The sequence below is a fragment of the Alkalicoccus luteus genome (assembly GCF_052061695.1).
Lineage (GTDB): Bacteria > Bacillota > Bacilli > Bacillales > Salisediminibacteriaceae > Alkalicoccus > Alkalicoccus luteus.
In genome coordinates, this window is record NZ_JBPZEY010000002.1 from 19,006 (window position 1) to 35,674 (window position 16,669).

The window sequence follows — 16,669 nt, forward strand, 5'->3', positions numbered from 1 at the left end:
GTATTTTGCAGTGGAGGGATTCATATGATCAAGACATATATCCTTGATACGAATGTGTTACTGCACGACCCTCTATCCATTCATTCCTTTGCAGAGAACAAGGTGGTGATTCCAGCCGTCGTGCTGGAGGAAATTGATACTAAAAAGAGATTGACGGATGAGATAGGCAGAAATGCCAGGGAGGTTGGCAGGCTCTTAGATAAGCTGAGGGAAACCGGCAAACTGCATGCGGGCGTACCGCTTGAGAACGGCGGCAGATTGACGGTAGAACTCAATCATAAATCAGCAGATCAGCTCGAAAAGCATGGCCTTGAAAAAACGAACGATAATCGTATTCTTGCTATTGCGCTGAATTTAAAGGAAGAGAGCGCTCACCCGGAATCGATCGTTCTCGTTACGAAGGATGCACTGCTCAGGGTCAAGGCGGATGCTTTGTATATAAAAGCGGAGGATTTTTTAACGGATCGCGTCGCACAGTTTGATCACATTTATAAAGGATACAGCGAAATGTATTTGGACAGCGAACTGATGAATGAGCTGTACGAAAAAAAATCTCTGTCCATCAAAGATGCCGGTACAGCTGAAACGTATCCTCATCACTTTTATTTGTTCAAAGATCCATCCCAGCCAAGTCGTTCAGCGCTCGGCATGGTGGATGAGCGCTCGCAGCGTGTAAATTTGTTTTTAGGCGATTCGGATGGTATCTGGGGGATCCGCCCCCGAAATGTTCAACAGCGTATGGCGATGGAATTGCTTACCCGCAAGGACATCCCGCTTGTTACGTTAGTGGGAAAGGCCGGAACTGGTAAAACGCTGCTATCTCTGGCGTGCGGTATGTTCCTGACAGAAGATGTTCAGGCCTATAAAAAACTGCTTGTAACGAGACCTGTCGTACCGGTTGGAAAGGATATTGGATATTTGCCAGGTGAAAAGGATGAAAAACTGCGACCGTGGATGCAGCCAATTTATGATAATCTGGAATTTTTGTTTAATACAAAAAAAGACACGGAATTAGAAGATATTCTGGCTGGCATGTCGTCTGTTCAGGTAGAGGCGTTAACGTACATTAGGGGAAGAAGCATTCCCGACCAGTATATTATCATTGACGAAGCGCAAAACCTGACAAAACATGAAGTGAAAACGATCATTACACGTGTTGGGGAAGGCAGCAAAATTGTTTTGATGGGCGATCCGAAACAAATCGATCACCCTTATTTGGACGAATACACAAACGGTCTTTCCTACGTCATTGAGCGAATGAAGCATGTCACCATATCCGGCCATATGAAATTTGAAAAGGGAGAGCGGTCAAGCCTGGCTCAGCTGGCTGCAGATTTGCTTTAAATACGAACAGGCGCCAGCAGTGAACCTGCCGGCGCCTGTTTAAATATGCTAATGTAACTCGGTTAAAACAGAGGAAACCTACATGACTTCAATTCGTTCAATACCGGTGATTGGCTTGTCGCGGTTGGAGCCGTCGCTAAAAAAAAAGTGAACGGGTCCGTCCTCTGTCAGCGGACTGCCTTTATGAGAAAATTGGAGTATGCCGTTGCTTGCTTCGGTTAACGTCAGGTGAACCTCATCGCCTGAAGAGCGAATAAGCCTGACGGATTCAGCGTCATCGCGGGGGGAGCTGTTCTGTAAAAAAGGACGGAGTCGTATACCGAAAGATTTTTCTTTCATGTCCTTTTTACTGACCGTAATTTTATTTGTTTGCTGCTGGGGAACTGCTCCTTCTGTGCGCTGCATGTCAAATGCTTTTCCGAGCGCTGCGTAAGACTCGCTGCTGTCTTGTTTTACAGCCTGATCAAACGCTTTCTCCATATCAATTCGACGTTCGTCAAATATCCATGTTCCGGGATCCAGCATCACAGGATGCTTCACATTGCCTACTATTTTCACGAGCATTTCTGCCATAAGTAGTCACCTTCCTTCTAGTTCATAGTATAGCTTCCATTTAAGAGCGTGTCATCTATCGATTCGCGAGTTGCATTTTTAGTGAATAACCGATAAGATAAACGTAAATCATGAATCGGCATATTCGGTCCGTGATCGTTTATATAGAGGAGGGATTCGCGTGTCAACTGAAATCCTGCCTGGTCAGAGTGAGAAGGCTTTTGCACTTCTGAAAGAGGATGCAGATAAAATAGTAAAACTAATTGAGGTTCAAATGAAAAACCTGACGATGCCTCAATGTCCGCTTTATGAGGAAGTTCTTGATACGCAAATGTTTGGTCTTTCACGGGAGATCGACTTTGCTATCCGGCTTGAATTAGTGTCGGAGGAGGAGGGGCGCCGTCTGCTTTCCCAGTTGGAGCAGCAGCTTTCTTCTTTGCATGAAGCAACGATGAAGGCTCGGGGCGGCAGCGTATAAAAAGGTGATGAACACTTTCTAAGGCGTAATAGCTGATTGAAAGTGTTTTTTTATGCAGGGAATTAGTGCTCCATCTGCAGCATGTTTGGTCCTTATTCCATAAGGGAACAGATACTAGTGTAAGACATAACGAATAGGAGTGAATGGGAACATGGCACACAAGCAGACTACCGAAATCTTAAACAGGCACGTAGCAAACTGGAACGTTATGTTCGTAAAGCTTCATAATTATCACTGGTATGTATCCGGGCCTAATTTTTTTACACTGCATGAAAAGTTTGAGGAGCTTTATGATGAGGCTCAGGAGCACATAGATGAGCTTGCTGAAAGGCTTCTTGCACTAAAAGGACGTCCGGTTGCATCAATGAAAGTATATCTGGAAACGTCTACGATTAATGAGGCGGAAGGGGAGCAGACTGCTGAAGAAATGGTGGAAGCTTTAGTCCATGATTTCACACAGCTCTCCGATGAGCTGAAAGAAGACATTGAAACGCTGGAGGATGACGCTGACGATGAAGCAACGGCTGACATGCTGATTGAAATCAGGCAGTCTGTTGAAAAGCATAATTGGATGCTCCGCGCATTTCTCGGAAAAAAATAAGCATGTAAAAGCACCGGTTCCAAATGGGACCGGTGCTTTTCATGATGTTGAAAAAGTCTTTCAACTTAAATGTTTATTCGTTTGATTGTATTTTTCTCTGCTTACCTAGCCTGCCGTGGGCTGGCCTTCAGCGATTTTCTCAGGGTGACCCAGTATGAAGGGAAAAAAGTCACGGCTTCACTCGGACTCAGGCTTCTTATAAAAAGCCTTCAAGACCCAGTCCGGCTCCGCTCGCGCTTGTCATGCCGTTCAAGTTCGAACGGCTATAAGGCTTCACTCGGACACAGGCTTCTCACGAGAATCCTTCAAAAGCCAGTCCGGCGCCAAAAGAATGACTTTCATCATCATTTTCGGGTGATACGAAGGCCGTCCATTGCGTGTATAACATGCATCAAAGGCTTTTTCCGGTATAGGTTCAATGAGATCATTTACCGCAAAGGCCACATCATGTTTTGGTAATGGAGAGGATAAATCCATCGGCAGAACGAGCTGATCCATGTTAAACTCTTTAAACATAAGGATACCTCCGGTTTTGTTATGACTTGGTCGTTCTAACTTAACCTGAAGGTATCCTTTTTTTTCGGGAAATCAAGACCGTACGATCTTGATCATGGGTTGATCGTGAAAAGACAAGAGACGCCTGCGGGAAAAGCAAGGACTGAAGGTCCACCGCCGCTGTTTTTGCGGCGGTTAGCTGAAGCCTTGCCCGCGGTAAGCGATTGGCATTGGAAGGATCAACCCCCTCATACAGAAAGCCCCCACCAAAAATGGTAAGGGCTTCTGTTGATGCTGGTTTTGTCCCAGCCTCTTCATGTTAACGAATGCTGCTTCTGGAAGCAATGACCGCCATATAGCTTAGCGATCCGAATAAAAGGCTGACAATCACAGCGTGTGCCATAGTCGCGTAGAGCGTAAATCCAGTGAAAATAACGACAGCTCCACTGGCAACCTGAGCAGTAATAAACATCATCGTGAGTACGCCGCTGTATAACAAAGGTTTGTTATTGAGGTGTGATTTTAACAACCTGAAAAACATCATCAGAATGGTGATAAAGAGCAGTCCTGCTGCAACTCGATGTCCAAATTGAATACCGGTGCTTCCTGTAAGAGACGGAATCAGAATGCCGTTACACAGCGGCCAACCTGCACAGGCACCGCCTGAACCTGTATGTTTGACATATGCTCCAGTATAGACCACAGCATATGCGAAAATTAAATTACCGATCAGCGACCATCTTAAGCCTTTTGTAATTAAAGGCTTGGTTAAAGAAGCGGGCTTGCCATCTTCGAACGCCAAAATAGTCAGCAGCAGGACACTGGCAAATGAGATGAGGGAAAAACCAAAATGAAGCGCCATGACCGCGTCAGATTGTCCCCACACGACGGCAGCCGCACCAAGCAGTCCCTGAAAAATAATAAATGTTACCGCAAGAAATGCAAACAGCTTCGTCTCTCTTAAATGTCCAATAGTGCGCCAGCTCCAAATGCTGAGAGCAATAACCATTATGCCAAGTATTCCGGATACGAGCCGGTGCGTGTATTCAATTAACGTTTCTACAGCTGGATTTTCAGGAATCAGCTGTCCGTAACAAAGCGGCCATTCGGGACCGCAGGCGTCGCCTGAACCGGTTTGAGTAACGAGAGCGCCTTGGATAATAACGAGAAGCATTCCAAGAGTGGTAATGATTCCAAAAAACTTTAACATGCGATGCATGGTGTTCACCGTCTTTCCAATACAAAAATAAACAGCCACTTTGCTATGTCGGAATAATAAATTAGCGCGGCAGCCTAGCACATTCCTGTCTATCTTATCAAAATGAGGCCCTTAACAGGTAGCTTTCTTTCATAATAAATCAAATTATTAGCGATAAAATCAATTTCACATAATTGTCACAAAGCATGTGATAGATATAGTAACAACTAAAAAATGTGATGAAAAAGAATAGGCGTTCCTTTATAATGTGATATGAACGGTGCAAACTGTCATCTTTTTTGTTATGCGTACGTTTTCAGCTTAACGAGCTGAAGCCGGACAGCATCTTGCATTCTTATTCTTTTTTTAGCGGATGCAGAAAAGGTGGCCAATACAGGGGGTGAACTAAAGATGAGTAAACTCAATGCAATTTCTTCAGCGGAGTCTGTGGCTGGTATAAAGGAATCAACAGAGTCAGCCGTTACGTGGAGAGACTATGTATCGATTTCAAAAACGGGTATTGTAATGTCCAATCTGATTACCGTGTTTGCAGGTCTCTATCTGGCTGCCTATTACACAGGGGCAACGCTTGCCGAAAGCTTCCTGCCTGCGTTAATGGCTGTAGCTGGATCCGCGTTGATCATTGCCGGTGGATGTGCGCTGAATAACTATATTGACCGGGATATTGATCACTTAATGGAGCGGACGAAAGACAGGCCTACTGTCAGCGGCAGGCTGACTGGAAAGCAGACGCTTACATATGGTCTAGCACTATCAATCGCCGGTACCGCGGCTCTTGCAGCGGCTTCATTAACAGCTGCTATGATCGGGGCTGCCGGTCTTATCATTTACGTTGTTCTTTATACAATGTGGACGAAACGGACGACGACGCTGAACACGATTGTTGGAAGCTTCGCCGGTGCTGTTCCACCGTTGATCGGGTGGGCAGCGATTGACCCTGGTCTCCATCCATATGCCTGGACGCTGTTTCTGATTATGTTTATCTGGCAGCCGCCGCACTTTCTGGCGCTGGCGATGCGCCGAAAAGATGAATATAAAGCGGCAGGTATTCCTATGCTGCCGGTAGTGGCTGGCAATGCATTAACAAAACGTCAAATCATCTGGTACGTAGCCGCACTGATTCCAGTTTCGCTTTTGATAGCTGATTTTGGAATTATCTACACAGCTGCTGCCGTCATGTTAGGCGGAGGATGGCTTGTTTACGGCCTGATCGGGCTGCGGACGAAAGATGACATGAAGTGGGCAACCGGTATGTTCATCTACTCCCTGAATTATCTCACGATCATGTTTGTGCTGATGGTTCTTGTACACATGTTCTAAAACTGGAAAAGAAAGCGGGGGTTATGACGCGATGAAGCACATGCTAAAACTGCTTCCATTCTCACTTATTCTGCTGCTGGCAGGATGCGGCATGGAAAATCTCTCCGCACTGGATCCGCGAGGACCGGTTGCCGAGATGCAGCTGTCTCTCATTCAGCTGTCACTTTACATCATGATATTTGTTATTGTGATCGTGTTTTCCATCTACGCATTTGTACTTATCCGCTTCCGTGAACGACCGGGTGATACCCATATCCCTAAGCAGGTTCACGGGAACAGGACGCTTGAATTTATCTGGACGACAATTCCAATCTTACTGCTGCTTCTTTTGGCAATTCCGAACGTTATGGATACGTTTACACTTGCAGATACCGGTATTCCGGATGAGGGTGTAGATGAAGAGCTGCTGGATGAAGACGAAGAGGTAGAAGATTACGTGGTAATTGAAGCCCACGGGCATCAATTCTGGTGGGAATTTATCTATCCTGAGCTAGGTGTAAACGCCGGGCAGGACATGTATATCCCAACAGACACGCGAGTTATCGTTGAACTCGAAGCAAGTGATGTTATTCATTCCTTCTGGGTGCCGGCACTTGCTGGTAAGCAGGATAACGTACCGGGAATTACAAACGATCTTTGGTTTGAAGCACCTGAAGAAGGAATTTACATGGGTAAATGTACAGAAATCTGCGGTCCGTCTCACTGGCTTATGGATTTCAAAGTCGTAGCTGTAGACCCTGATACATTTGACTCGTGGGCTGAAACAATGGCTGAACCTCCGGAAGAGCAGCTTGAGCCGGAAGGCGAAGTAGCGGTGGAAGGCCGTGACATCTTCGTAGAAAACTGTATTGCCTGTCACGCAATCGGTGATGAAGGTGGTAATACAGGGCCTAACTTCACGAATTACAGCGAACGAACAGTTGTAGCCGGCTTCCTTGAGTACTCGGATGACAATCTGCACGACTGGATCCGTGATCCTGATTCGCTCAAGCCGGGTAACGAAATGCCTGGATTCGGAGAAGAAGCCATCTCAGATGATGAAATGGATGCGCTGATTGAGTATATCAATACCCTGTCAGTGCTCGATGAATAACGCTTGAATAAAAGGGAGGTTACTATTCGTGGCGAACAGCTCACCTGCCAAAAAGAGCGTTCTCTGGGACTGGCTTACTACAGTCGACCATAAGAAAATCGGTATCATGTATTTTCTTGCGGGTCTTTTCTTCTTCGCTGTAGCAGGGCTGGAAGCGATTTTAATGCGCATCCAGCTCATGTTCCCGGAAATGAGCTTTTTAGGCGAACAAACATATAATGAATTATTAACCATGCACGGGACGACGATGCTCTTCCTTGCAGCAATGCCATTATTCTTTGGTTTTATGAACTTTGTTGTACCGCTTCAAATAGGAGCGAGAGACGTTGCATTTCCTTTCATCAACTCTCTTGGTTTCTGGCTGTTCCTGTTCGGGGGAATTATCCTGAACGTCAGCTGGTTTACAGGCGGTGCACCTGATGCAGCCTGGACATCGTATGTTCCGCTGTCGTCTGATTCACCCGGTCATGGGGTCGACTATTATGTAATGGGTCTTCAGGTCAGCGGTGCCGGTACACTCATGTCGGGGATTAACTTCCTCGTTACGATTGTTAACATGCGTGCTCCTGGTATGAGCATGATGAGAATGCCGCTGTTTACATGGAGTACATTTGTGACATCCATGCTGATTCTGTTTGCATTCCCTGCTCTTACTGTTGGGCTTCTGCTGCTCATGTTAGACAGGATATTCGGCGGGGCCTTCTTCGATGTTGCCATGGGTGGTAACGTCGTTATCTGGCAGCACTTATTCTGGATCTTCGGACACCCGGAAGTGTACATTCTTATTTTACCGGCATTCGGTATCTTCTCAGAGGTTATTTCAACATTTGCGAAAAAGCGATTGTTCGGATACTCTGCGATGGTCTTTGCAACGCTCATCATCGGTTTCCTCGGATTCATGGTATGGGCGCATCACATGTTTACCGTTGGTATGGGGCCGGTTGCGAATGCGATTTTTGCTGTAGCAACGATGGCTATTGCAGTACCGACTGGTATTAAAATCTTTAACTGGCTTCTGACATTATGGGGCGGACGAATCCGCTTTACGGTTGCCAATCTGTTTGCTCTCGCCTTCATCCCATCCTTTGTTATGGGCGGGGTTACGGGCGTCATGCTTGCAACAAGTGCTGCGAACTACCAGTTCCATGACACATACTTCGTTGTGGCACACTTCCACTATGTCATTATTGGTGGTTCTGTATTCGGTATTTTCGCAGGAACATTCTACTGGTGGCCGAAGATGTTTGGCTATCGCCTTAGCGAAGCTCTAGGAAAGTGGTTCTTCTGGTTATTCCTGATTGGCTTCCACATGACGTTCTTCGTGCAGCACTTCCTTGGTCTGATGGGGATGCCGCGCCGAGTGGCATCATACCTGGATGGTCAGAATCTTAACGACCTGAACTTCATCTCAACAATGGGTGCCTTCATGATGGGAACAGCGTTTATTCTTCTTGTTATCAACGTGCTGATTTCCAGAAAAAACACGGACAATACTCAAGATCCTTGGGACGGGCGCACGCTGGAATGGGCAACTACTTCTCCAGTACAGGAGTACAACTTTGCTCAGACACCGCTCGTCAGAGATCTTGATGCATTTTTCTACGAGAAAATGAATGGGGACGGCCGTATGAAAGCGGCGGAGCCATTAGGTGATATTCACATGCCAAACGGTTCAATTCTGCCGATCTTTATTGCACTGGGACTTTCCATTGCGAGCTTTGGCGTCATCTATTATTCATGGCCGGTCATTATTGGCGGTCTAGTCGTTACATTCTTCACGATGATGCTCCGCTCAGTTATTGAAGATCATGGCTATAACATCCCTGTTTCTGAAATTACCGGCGAAAAGGGGGAGGACAAATAATGGCTGATAATCAAGTAGTGGAGCCACAGGTTCTTCCGCCGAATCCCGAAAAAGCGACGCTGGAAGGCCGAAACAAGTTTTTAGGTTTTTGGTTTTTCCTTGGTGGGGAGACGGTTCTCTTCGGCTCCCTCTTCGGAACCTATCTCGGTCTGCGTACAAGCACCGAGGGAGGTCCTGGACCAAGCGAACTTTTCCACCTCGATCTCGTTTTTATTATGACGATGATCCTGTTAACAAGCTCACTTACGAGTGTGTTTGCCATCATCAATATGAAGCGGGGTAATTTTAACAAGCTTTTAATCTGGATGTGGGCAACTGTAGCACTCGGTGTTGCATTCCTTTCATTTGAGATTTATGAGTTCTACGATTATTATTTTAATTACGGACTCGGCTTTACTGTAAGTGCTTTTGCGTCCTCCTTCTATACACTGGTTGGTACGCACGGCGCGCACGTGGCGTTCGGTGTTGGCTGGATCACAACGCTTTTGATCCGCTACCGTAAAGCAGGCATTACGCTTGCGAACGCACCTAAGTTTTACACAGCGGTCCTTTACTGGCACTTTATCGATGTCGTATGGGTTTTCATCTTCACCGTTGTTTATCTTCTTGGAGCAGGGGGTTGATTAAATGGCACATGTAGATCCAAGTGCTCCGTTGGAAGGCAGACCTTCCAAGGAGACTGAACGGAAGCTGAAACGCGAATCTCGCACGCAGATTGTTTCATTCGTGTTTATGATTTTCATCACGTCAACGGCATTTCTAACGATTGCCAGCGACGCTATTCCTACAGGATTCGCAATTCCATTTATCCTTCTGCTGGCAGCAGTTCAAGTCGTCATGCAGCTTTACTACTTCATGCACATGAACGGCAAAGGCACCGGCTGGGTAAATGCAATGATCTGGTCCGGGCTATTCGTTGCTGCTATGACAGTGGCTGCTCTTATGCTGCTTATCGGTATTGTGAAATACTAGTTTTCACATTCAGGAGAGCGTGCCGCTACAAGCGGCACGCTCTTTCTTAAGCGTCTGCTCGGCAGCAGCTAGACATGTTTATCTTTGGAAGGAGCAGGCTGATGGCAACATTTTTACCATTTGTAAGTACCATTTTTATTGCACTGAGTGCCGTATTTGTAGCGGTAGGCTGGATACTGGCCGCCCAGCGACGCATTGCCGCGCACCAGACTGTCATGTTTTGGGCAGCCGTCCTTGCAGTCATCTTTTTTATTACGTATCTGTCGAAAACGTTCTTTATCGGTTCCACCTCTTTTGGAGGACCAGACAGCGTGGCCCTATACTATACAGTGTTTTTGTTGTTTCACATTACGATGGCGACGATTGCAGCTGTTCTCGGTATTATTCAGCTGATTTCCGGGTATCGGGACAACCGGCGGCTTCACCGTAAACTTGGGCCCGTTACTTCCTTAATTTGGTTTGTATCAGCATCTACTGGGATTGCGGTGTATCTGCTGCTTTATGTGATCTATCCTCCTGGAGAGACCACAAGGCTGTTTGATGCAATCCTCGGAATCGTTATTTAGAAAAAACCGCCTGCCAACCGTTTTTACACGGTCAGCAGGCGGTTTTTTGCCTGAACAGCTACTGCTATACTTTTACATTCATTTTTATCAGTCCAGCTTCTCTGGCGCTCGTAAATAAAATAACGGTGAGCGGACCGAGAATGAATCCGATAGCGCCAAAAAGCATGAGACCAATGTACAGCGAGATCAGCGTGGCAAGCGGTGAAAGGCCGATATGATGACCCATCACTTTCGGTTCTACTGTACGGCGGATCGTAAGCAGTATAACGGCAAGCACGATCAGCTGAATGCCCATTGCCGTGTCTCCTGCAAAGAAGTGGTAAAGTGCCCATGGAGCGAGTACAACGATCGAACCAATTATCGGGATGAAGTCAATCAGCCAAATGATGATAGACATGATAAGCGCTACTTCCGGTGCTATCAGTAGGAGACCGATAAAAGTCACGATAAATATAATAATACTCACCAAAAACTGAGCTTTAAAAAAGCCTAAAATAACATAAGAGAGGCGGGAGGTCATAAACTGGACCTTTTCTGCCGTTTCTTCTTTGAAATAGGCGTACGTTTTTTGGCGAAGCCTTGGCAAATCGAGCAAGAAGAGATAGAGCGCAATTAAATAAACGAGCAGAGAAACAATATAAGATGGAATGCTGATTATCACATTGGTTACCCAGCCGATTACGTTCATTTCCTGAAGGTTTGTTCGAAGTCCCGAGAGCAGGGTGGTTACTTCAGCATCGATCGTATCCACGATATCCTCACTCAAATGGTCGAACTGTCCACGCAGGTTTTCCAGCAAATTCATCCAGGCCAAATTAATTTCGTTGATCATCATCGGCAGGTTTTCAATAAACGCATTAAGTTGCGTCAGAGCCCTCGTCAGCAGGAAATAAGCCAACAGAGCTATAATCGCTGTAAACAGAATGAAGACGATAAAGACCGCGAAATTACGGGATAAGCGTGTTTTCTGGTGGAGCGTCCGAACTGCCGGCGATAAAAACAATGCGGTAATAAACGCCAGGATCAGCGGTACAGATACCGGCAGAATAAAATAAAGGATCGCAGCCGCAGCAGCCACACCTAGTCCGATAAATAGATATTTTTTCAGTTGTGGGGACAATGCTGGTCTCCTTTCCGCTTGATGAGAGTATGTATCGATAAAAAAACTTCCGATCCCGTGGGCATAGCCGTCAGAGATCGAAAGTTTCCAAGGTTGCTCAGCCTACTGCAGAAGCACTGAGTTTTTCACGGACCTGTTCAATCTTTTTCTTGCATTTCTCCACGATACGCTCAGGAAATACTTCGTCGTATTCAACGCCGTGTGGATAATAATGCTTGCCGAGGTAAGGCTGAAGCAGACGTACTTTGGATGACTCTTTTGGAAATTCGCCTTCGTGCACCACTCCTGGAAAACGGAAGTAGTAAACATCATCCTTTACTTCATCAAGAATCTTATAATCATACGTGCACCGTTCGTAGTCCCATTGGGCGTCAAAGCCGGCTTCTTCCATAATTTCACGGAAGTCGGCAAACGGTACAATTTTGTCTTCCAAACCTGACTGTTCAAATTTCATAGTTTCCCTCCTACAGACGATATAACTGTTCCATTACTAATCATATTATGAAATGTTTCCCGTTGCAATGAAGAGAAAAAGATTTAAATGGAAGTTCACAGAATAACCACACTTTCTGTCTGCAGACTTCCCGTGCTATACTGACACTATGGAGGTGGCGCGGCCATGATGATCATGACAGATATTTCGCTGGTGGAGGAAGCGCAGGACCTCAGTGAAATGATTACGCAGTCTGAGCTGTTTAACCAGTACACAGAGGCAAAGCTTGCCGTTCAATCTAACCGGGAGCTTCAAAGGCAGATCATGTCTTTTCAGGAGCTCAAAGATAAATATGAAGATGTGCAGCGTTTTGGTAAATATCACCCTGATTTCAGAACAATAACGAAGGAAGTAAGGGAATACAAGCGAAAGCTGGATATGCACCCCGACATCGCAGCGTTTAAAGAAGCTGAAACAGCTTTGCATGAACTTCTGAGTGAAATCAGCCTGCTGATTGCCGGGCAGGTCTCAGTTAATATTAAGGTGCCGACCGGTAATCCGTTTTTTGATGCCCAGCAGTCTTCCTGCAGCGGCGGATGCGGATCGGGCGGCAGCTGCGGATGCGGGTAAAGGAGGCCCTATACATGAAAGACCGGATTGGACTGGCTGTTTATATTCAGTCACTAAAACAAGTCAAGCAGTTAAAACGGTTTGGCCACGTACACTACGCATCCAGGCGAATGAAATATGTTATCTTATACTGCGACCTTGAACAGGTGGATGAGACCGTTTCAAAAATAAAAAAGATGCCGTTTGTTAAGCGTGTAGATCGTTCCATGCGTCCGTGGATAAAAACGGAATACCAAGGATTGACTAAAGAGCCCGTGAAAAAAGAAGATTACCATATGGGCTTGTAACCAGCTGCTGACGATACATTTGGGTGATGGTAACGCTACGTGCTTCAGGACGCGACGTCGTCCTGAAGCATTTTTTGCCTGCGGGATAAGTCATAAGAGGGGGAGAACAATGAGGATTATCAGCGGTGAATTTAAAGGCAGACAACTGAAAGCAGTGCCAGGCATGAACACGCGGCCAACTTCCGATAAAGTTCGTGAAGCATTTTTTCATGGAACCGGTCCTTATTTTAACGGAGGATGGTTTTTGGACCTTTTCGGAGGAAGCGGTGCGGTAGGGTTGGAAGCGCTGTCCAGAGGGTTTGAGCGTGCGGTATTTGTGGAAAGAAACGGTAAAGCCTTCTCCGTTTTAAAAGAGAACGTGAACAATATCGGTGCGGGAGACCGGGCAGAACTTTATCGAAGCGAGGCTGGCAGAGCGCTTAAAGCGGCTGCCGGAAGAGACCTTGTTTTCGACATGATTTACATGGATCCGCCTTACGATGATGATACGTATGAAGAGAAGATCAGGTACATAGCCAGTCACGGGCTTCTTGCTGCGGATGGGATTCTCGCAGCGGAGCACCGAAAAGAGAAACAGCTTCCAGAAGAGATAGACGGACTCCGGACGATTCGAAGAATGAACTACGGCAGTACAGCCTTGACCCTATTTGGTCATAAAAAGTAGTTCCAGGCAGCTGCCTAACAGAAAATCTGTCTGTAACCGGTGATGAATGAAAAAATATGCTGATGAAAGAGGCTGAATACGATGACGACTGCGATAATACCAGGAAGCTTTGATCCTGTTACAAATGGTCACGTTGATATCATGCAGCGCAGTACACAGATGTTTGATCGCGTGATTACAGCTGTCATGCATAACAGCAGTAAAAAACCACTGTTTTCACTTGAAGAAAAGCTTGAGCTGCTTCGTATAAGCACAGAGGGGATAGACAATCTCGAAATTAAAACGTTCGATGGCCTTTTAGCGGAATTTGCCAGAAAAGAAGGAGCCACTGTGCTAGTGAAAGGGCTGCGTTCAGTTACTGATTATGAATATGAAATTCCAATGGCAGTTATGAATCGGGAAATAAATACAGAGCTCGAAACTATATTTCTGCCTACATCACCGCAGTACCGGGTGCTCAGTTCATCTATCATTAAAGAAGTAGCCCGGTTTGAGGCAGTACCTAACGGCTTTGTCCCGCCTGCGGTTGCAGAAGCGCTTAAGCAGAAGCTATCAGAGCGCTGAAAGCAGACTGCTGTAAATCTGTGCGCTGATCCTGTATGTTAGAACTATATAAATGAAGCTGCAGTATAGGCTCAGCGATAGAGGTGTTAATGAATGAATGAAACCGGTCGGCAACCCCGCAGAAATAAAGGATGGATTAAATGGGTAGTGCTGGTAGCCGTATTACTTGCTCTGAATTTTGTACAACTCCCTTATTATTTCTCAATGCCAGGAGATGCGCAGCCGCTGACGGACGTGATCGAGGTGGAAGAGCGTAATGACTATGAGGGAAGCTTTTCTCTTACGACGATACGGATGGGGCAAGCGAATCCCGTTAACTTCATATGGTCCTACTTCAGTGACCAGCGCGAGTTGATGCCGGCTGAAGAAGTCCGGCCGCCTGGGGAAACAGACGAAATGTATCAGCATCGGCAGCTGATGATGATGGCGAGTTCTCAGGAGCAGGCGATTCTCGTTGCTTACAATGCTGCCGGGTTTGAAGCCGAGTTTGAGGAATATGGGGTACTAGTTACGGCTGTTATTCCCGGAATGGATATCGAGGGCAAGCTGGAGCCGGGAGATCGAATTACGGCTATTAACGAAACCGACGTGTTATCGATTGAAGAAATGTTTGCAGCATTGGAATCTGCTGAGATTGGAGATTCTGTTGATGTGACGTTTGAGCGGGAAGATGAAGAAATGCAGGAAACCGTAGAGGTGCAGGCGTTCCCTGAAGAAATTGGGGCTGAAGAGGGAGCAGGAGGCCTTGGCGTTTCTAATCCGGTGACGGACCGGGAGTTGATCCGTGATCCTGAAGTAGAAATTGATACGAATACAATCGGTGGTCCTTCAGCTGGATTAATGTTTGCATTGGAGATTTATAATCAGCTGACAGAAGAAGACATCACGCGAGGGTACAATATAGCTGGCACTGGGTCTATCGATGAAGATGGAAACGTTGGAAGAATCGGTGGAGTGAAGCAAAAGGTTTACGCATCCGACGAAGACGGAATTGACATCTTTTTCGTTCCCGTAGAAGAAGGCCGTGAAGATTCTAATTATCAAATCGCGATAGATACTGCGGAGACGATTGGATCAGATATGGAGATTGTGCCTGTAGGAACGTTTGACGAAGCGATGGATTTTTTAGATTCCCTCGAGTGATTGGGTGTGGAAACAGAATGTTGCGTATGAAAAAACCGGTCGTTCTGCTGTCAGTGGAACGACCGGTTTTTATAGTTTCCCCTGCATGTATCTGCTTATACCATCCTGGCGAACTGTTTAAAGGCTGACGAGCGGCTGTGAGTCGGAAAAGCTAGCTGATGCACATCGTAGGCCGAAGCACTGAGTGGATCAGTTTTCCATTGACTGCTTCCCTTTACAGTCGGATGAATGTCTCTTTGTCGCAGTGTGCGAAGGTGCTTTCTGCCGCGCTCAGTGGCTGCCAGAAGATGCAGCGGCGGCTCGTTCTCGAACGTATCTTTTATTTCTGTCTTAGAGGTATTTGTCAAAATATGCGTGCATAGTCTCTGCAGACTCGTCCTCGTATACCGTTTTGTTTTAACGTGCTTAATAAAGCTTGCAAAATCAGGCTCGAATACTGCAGCTTTTAATCTATGCTCGATCCCCTCCCGGCATTCAGCTGTTGCAGCAAGGTCTTCCGGTGAAGCGGTTAAAATACGGTACTGCAAAAGAGAATAATAGGTTTCCCAAATAGGAAGTACACCAGTTTGCTGAAGCTGTTCGGTAACAGAGGCCGCTGAATCATCTGGCATGTACGCTTGCGCTTCACCGATTCGCTTCGAAGTGAGCATGTTCCGAATCGAGGTTGCACTTGCAATACGGGCATCCGACGGCTCGATATCATGGTAGCCTGCAGCCCGGCGCTGAATTGTCGCAGCCTCAAGCTGCAGCCGTTGAGCAGCTTTCACGTAATGCAGCCCCAGAATGTTATTTGGCTGCTTCACGTCTAAGGAATGATCAGGCGAGAGTGATGCAGCAGCTTTTGCATAAGCGGAAGGAAAACTCATGCCGGCACCAAGGTTTTTATGCAGCAGTGTGTGAAGCTGAGCTTGATGTGTTTTCTCTAGGTCCGCCTGGTACAGGAATGGATCGATACTGCCTTGCTCGCTTCCGAAGCAGACGGCGGTTGCTCCGGCTGCCTTCAACAGTTTAACAGCTCCTTCAGCAAACCGATCTGCAGACTGGACAGCAAAAGCATATGGCAGCTCAAACACGAGGTCAACGCCCATTCTGGCTGCGACCGCGGCCCGTTCGTAACTGGAAAGCACGGCTGGTTCACCGCGCTGGAGAAATGAACCGCTCATAACTGCAACAGTCAGATCAGCTTTTGTTTTTTCCTTCGAGGCCTCGAGATGGAAGGCATGGCCATGATGAAAAGGGTTATATTCAACAACGACTCCAAGTATATTCATCTTCCTGCGCTCCTTTCGGCAATAGTATAGCATATGACAGTTGCACAGAGACG

At 46.5% G+C, this 16,669-nt stretch carries 20 protein-coding genes; 14 read left to right on the top strand and 6 right to left on the bottom strand.

Annotated features, from left to right (window positions below; translation table 11 throughout):
* Positions 1-24 precede the first annotated feature (24 nt).
* Positions 25-1,344, top strand: coding sequence for a PhoH family protein (locus ACSZLD_RS02305; protein WP_377908099.1), 1,320 nt, complete (start codon positions 25-27; stop codon positions 1,342-1,344).
* 78 nt (positions 1,345-1,422) lie between these two features.
* Here the strand turns inward: ACSZLD_RS02305 and ACSZLD_RS02310 are convergent, their stop codons facing one another.
* Positions 1,423-1,917: a peptidyl-prolyl cis-trans isomerase gene (locus ACSZLD_RS02310; protein WP_444684122.1), complete on the bottom strand. Its 495-nt coding sequence runs from the start codon at positions 1,915-1,917 to the stop codon at positions 1,423-1,425.
* Between the two features lie 160 nt (positions 1,918-2,077).
* On the opposite strand from ACSZLD_RS02310, the gene ACSZLD_RS02315 reads away from it, so the two are divergent.
* Positions 2,078-2,374, top strand: a complete 297-nt coding sequence (locus ACSZLD_RS02315) for an Fpa/YlaN family protein (RefSeq protein WP_377908102.1) — start codon at positions 2,078-2,080, stop codon at positions 2,372-2,374.
* A gap of 151 nt (positions 2,375-2,525) precedes the next feature.
* On the top strand, positions 2,526-2,975 hold the full coding sequence (locus ACSZLD_RS02320) for a Dps family protein (RefSeq protein ID WP_377908103.1): 450 nt from the start codon (positions 2,526-2,528) through the stop codon (positions 2,973-2,975).
* A gap of 273 nt (positions 2,976-3,248) precedes the next feature.
* Here ACSZLD_RS02320 and ACSZLD_RS02325 read toward each other — a convergent pair whose 3' ends face one another.
* Both ACSZLD_RS02325 and ACSZLD_RS02330 read right to left on the bottom strand, forming a co-directional pair.
* Positions 3,249-3,473 (bottom strand): transposase, encoded by a 225-nt coding sequence (locus tag ACSZLD_RS02325; RefSeq protein WP_444684123.1) that lies wholly within the window; start codon positions 3,471-3,473, stop codon positions 3,249-3,251.
* A gap of 316 nt (positions 3,474-3,789) precedes the next feature.
* Positions 3,790-4,689 carry a COX15/CtaA family protein gene (locus ACSZLD_RS02330; protein WP_444684124.1) on the bottom strand — a complete coding sequence of 300 codons (900 nt, stop codon included), beginning with the start codon at positions 4,687-4,689 and terminating at the stop codon, positions 3,790-3,792.
* A 390-nt stretch (positions 4,690-5,079) separates the two neighbouring features.
* On the opposite strand from ACSZLD_RS02330, the gene cyoE reads away from it, so the two are divergent.
* The 6 genes from cyoE (at position 5,080) to ACSZLD_RS02360 (ending at position 10,504) form a co-directional block, all read left to right on the top strand.
* Positions 5,080-6,009, top strand: coding sequence for a heme o synthase (cyoE, locus tag ACSZLD_RS02335; RefSeq protein ID WP_377908106.1), 930 nt, complete (start codon positions 5,080-5,082; stop codon positions 6,007-6,009).
* A 31-nt stretch (positions 6,010-6,040) separates the two neighbouring features.
* A complete protein-coding gene (gene coxB, locus ACSZLD_RS02340) occupies positions 6,041-7,102 on the top strand; it encodes a cytochrome c oxidase subunit II (RefSeq protein ID WP_377908107.1) in 1,062 nt (353 codons plus the stop codon).
* A gap of 28 nt (positions 7,103-7,130) precedes the next feature.
* Positions 7,131-8,966 (top strand): cytochrome c oxidase subunit I, encoded by a 1,836-nt coding sequence (gene ctaD / locus ACSZLD_RS02345; RefSeq protein WP_377908108.1) that lies wholly within the window; start codon positions 7,131-7,133, stop codon positions 8,964-8,966.
* Positions 8,966-9,589 (top strand): cytochrome (ubi)quinol oxidase subunit III, encoded by a 624-nt coding sequence (locus ACSZLD_RS02350; RefSeq protein ID WP_168004755.1) that lies wholly within the window; start codon positions 8,966-8,968, stop codon positions 9,587-9,589. The genes ctaD and ACSZLD_RS02350 overlap by 1 nt, the downstream gene beginning before the upstream one ends.
* Positions 9,590-9,593: 4 nt before the next feature.
* Positions 9,594-9,938, top strand: coding sequence for a cytochrome C oxidase subunit IV family protein (locus ACSZLD_RS02355; RefSeq protein WP_168004754.1), 345 nt, complete (start codon positions 9,594-9,596; stop codon positions 9,936-9,938).
* A gap of 101 nt (positions 9,939-10,039) precedes the next feature.
* Complete coding sequence (locus tag ACSZLD_RS02360; RefSeq protein WP_377908109.1) at positions 10,040-10,504, top strand: DUF420 domain-containing protein; 465 nt, start codon at positions 10,040-10,042, stop codon at positions 10,502-10,504.
* 64 nt (positions 10,505-10,568) lie between these two features.
* Here ACSZLD_RS02360 and ytvI read toward each other — a convergent pair whose 3' ends face one another.
* Both ytvI and ACSZLD_RS02370 read right to left on the bottom strand, forming a co-directional pair.
* Positions 10,569-11,624, bottom strand: a complete 1,056-nt coding sequence (gene ytvI / locus ACSZLD_RS02365; protein WP_377908111.1) for a sporulation integral membrane protein YtvI — start codon at positions 11,622-11,624, stop codon at positions 10,569-10,571.
* A gap of 97 nt (positions 11,625-11,721) precedes the next feature.
* Positions 11,722-12,078, bottom strand: coding sequence for a YugN family protein (locus ACSZLD_RS02370; RefSeq protein ID WP_377908113.1), 357 nt, complete (start codon positions 12,076-12,078; stop codon positions 11,722-11,724).
* A 165-nt stretch (positions 12,079-12,243) separates the two neighbouring features.
* Here ACSZLD_RS02370 and ACSZLD_RS02375 point away from each other — a divergent pair, with 165 nt between their 5' ends.
* The 5 genes from ACSZLD_RS02375 to ACSZLD_RS02395 all read left to right on the top strand — a co-directional run bounded on the left by ACSZLD_RS02375 (position 12,244) and on the right by ACSZLD_RS02395 (position 15,345).
* Positions 12,244-12,687: a YlbF/YmcA family competence regulator gene (locus ACSZLD_RS02375; protein WP_377908115.1), complete on the top strand. Its 444-nt coding sequence runs from the start codon at positions 12,244-12,246 to the stop codon at positions 12,685-12,687.
* A gap of 14 nt (positions 12,688-12,701) precedes the next feature.
* Entirely contained in the window at positions 12,702-12,974 is a 273-nt protein-coding gene (locus ACSZLD_RS02380) for a YlbG family protein (RefSeq protein WP_377908116.1), read from the top strand.
* 19 nt (positions 12,975-12,993) lie between these two features.
* Positions 12,994-13,638 (top strand): 16S rRNA (guanine(966)-N(2))-methyltransferase RsmD, encoded by a 645-nt coding sequence (rsmD, locus tag ACSZLD_RS02385; RefSeq protein WP_377908117.1) that lies wholly within the window; start codon positions 12,994-12,996, stop codon positions 13,636-13,638.
* Positions 13,639-13,719: 81 nt separating this feature from the next.
* Positions 13,720-14,202, top strand: coding sequence for a pantetheine-phosphate adenylyltransferase (gene coaD, locus ACSZLD_RS02390; RefSeq protein ID WP_377908118.1), 483 nt, complete (start codon positions 13,720-13,722; stop codon positions 14,200-14,202).
* A 93-nt stretch (positions 14,203-14,295) separates the two neighbouring features.
* Positions 14,296-15,345, top strand: coding sequence for a SepM family pheromone-processing serine protease (locus tag ACSZLD_RS02395; protein ID WP_377908119.1), 1,050 nt, complete (start codon positions 14,296-14,298; stop codon positions 15,343-15,345).
* Between the two features lie 95 nt (positions 15,346-15,440).
* Here the strand turns inward: ACSZLD_RS02395 and ACSZLD_RS02400 are convergent, their stop codons facing one another.
* Entirely contained in the window at positions 15,441-16,616 is a 1,176-nt protein-coding gene (locus ACSZLD_RS02400) for a nucleotidyltransferase (RefSeq protein ID WP_444684125.1), read from the bottom strand.
* Positions 16,617-16,669: the final 53 nt, after the last annotated feature.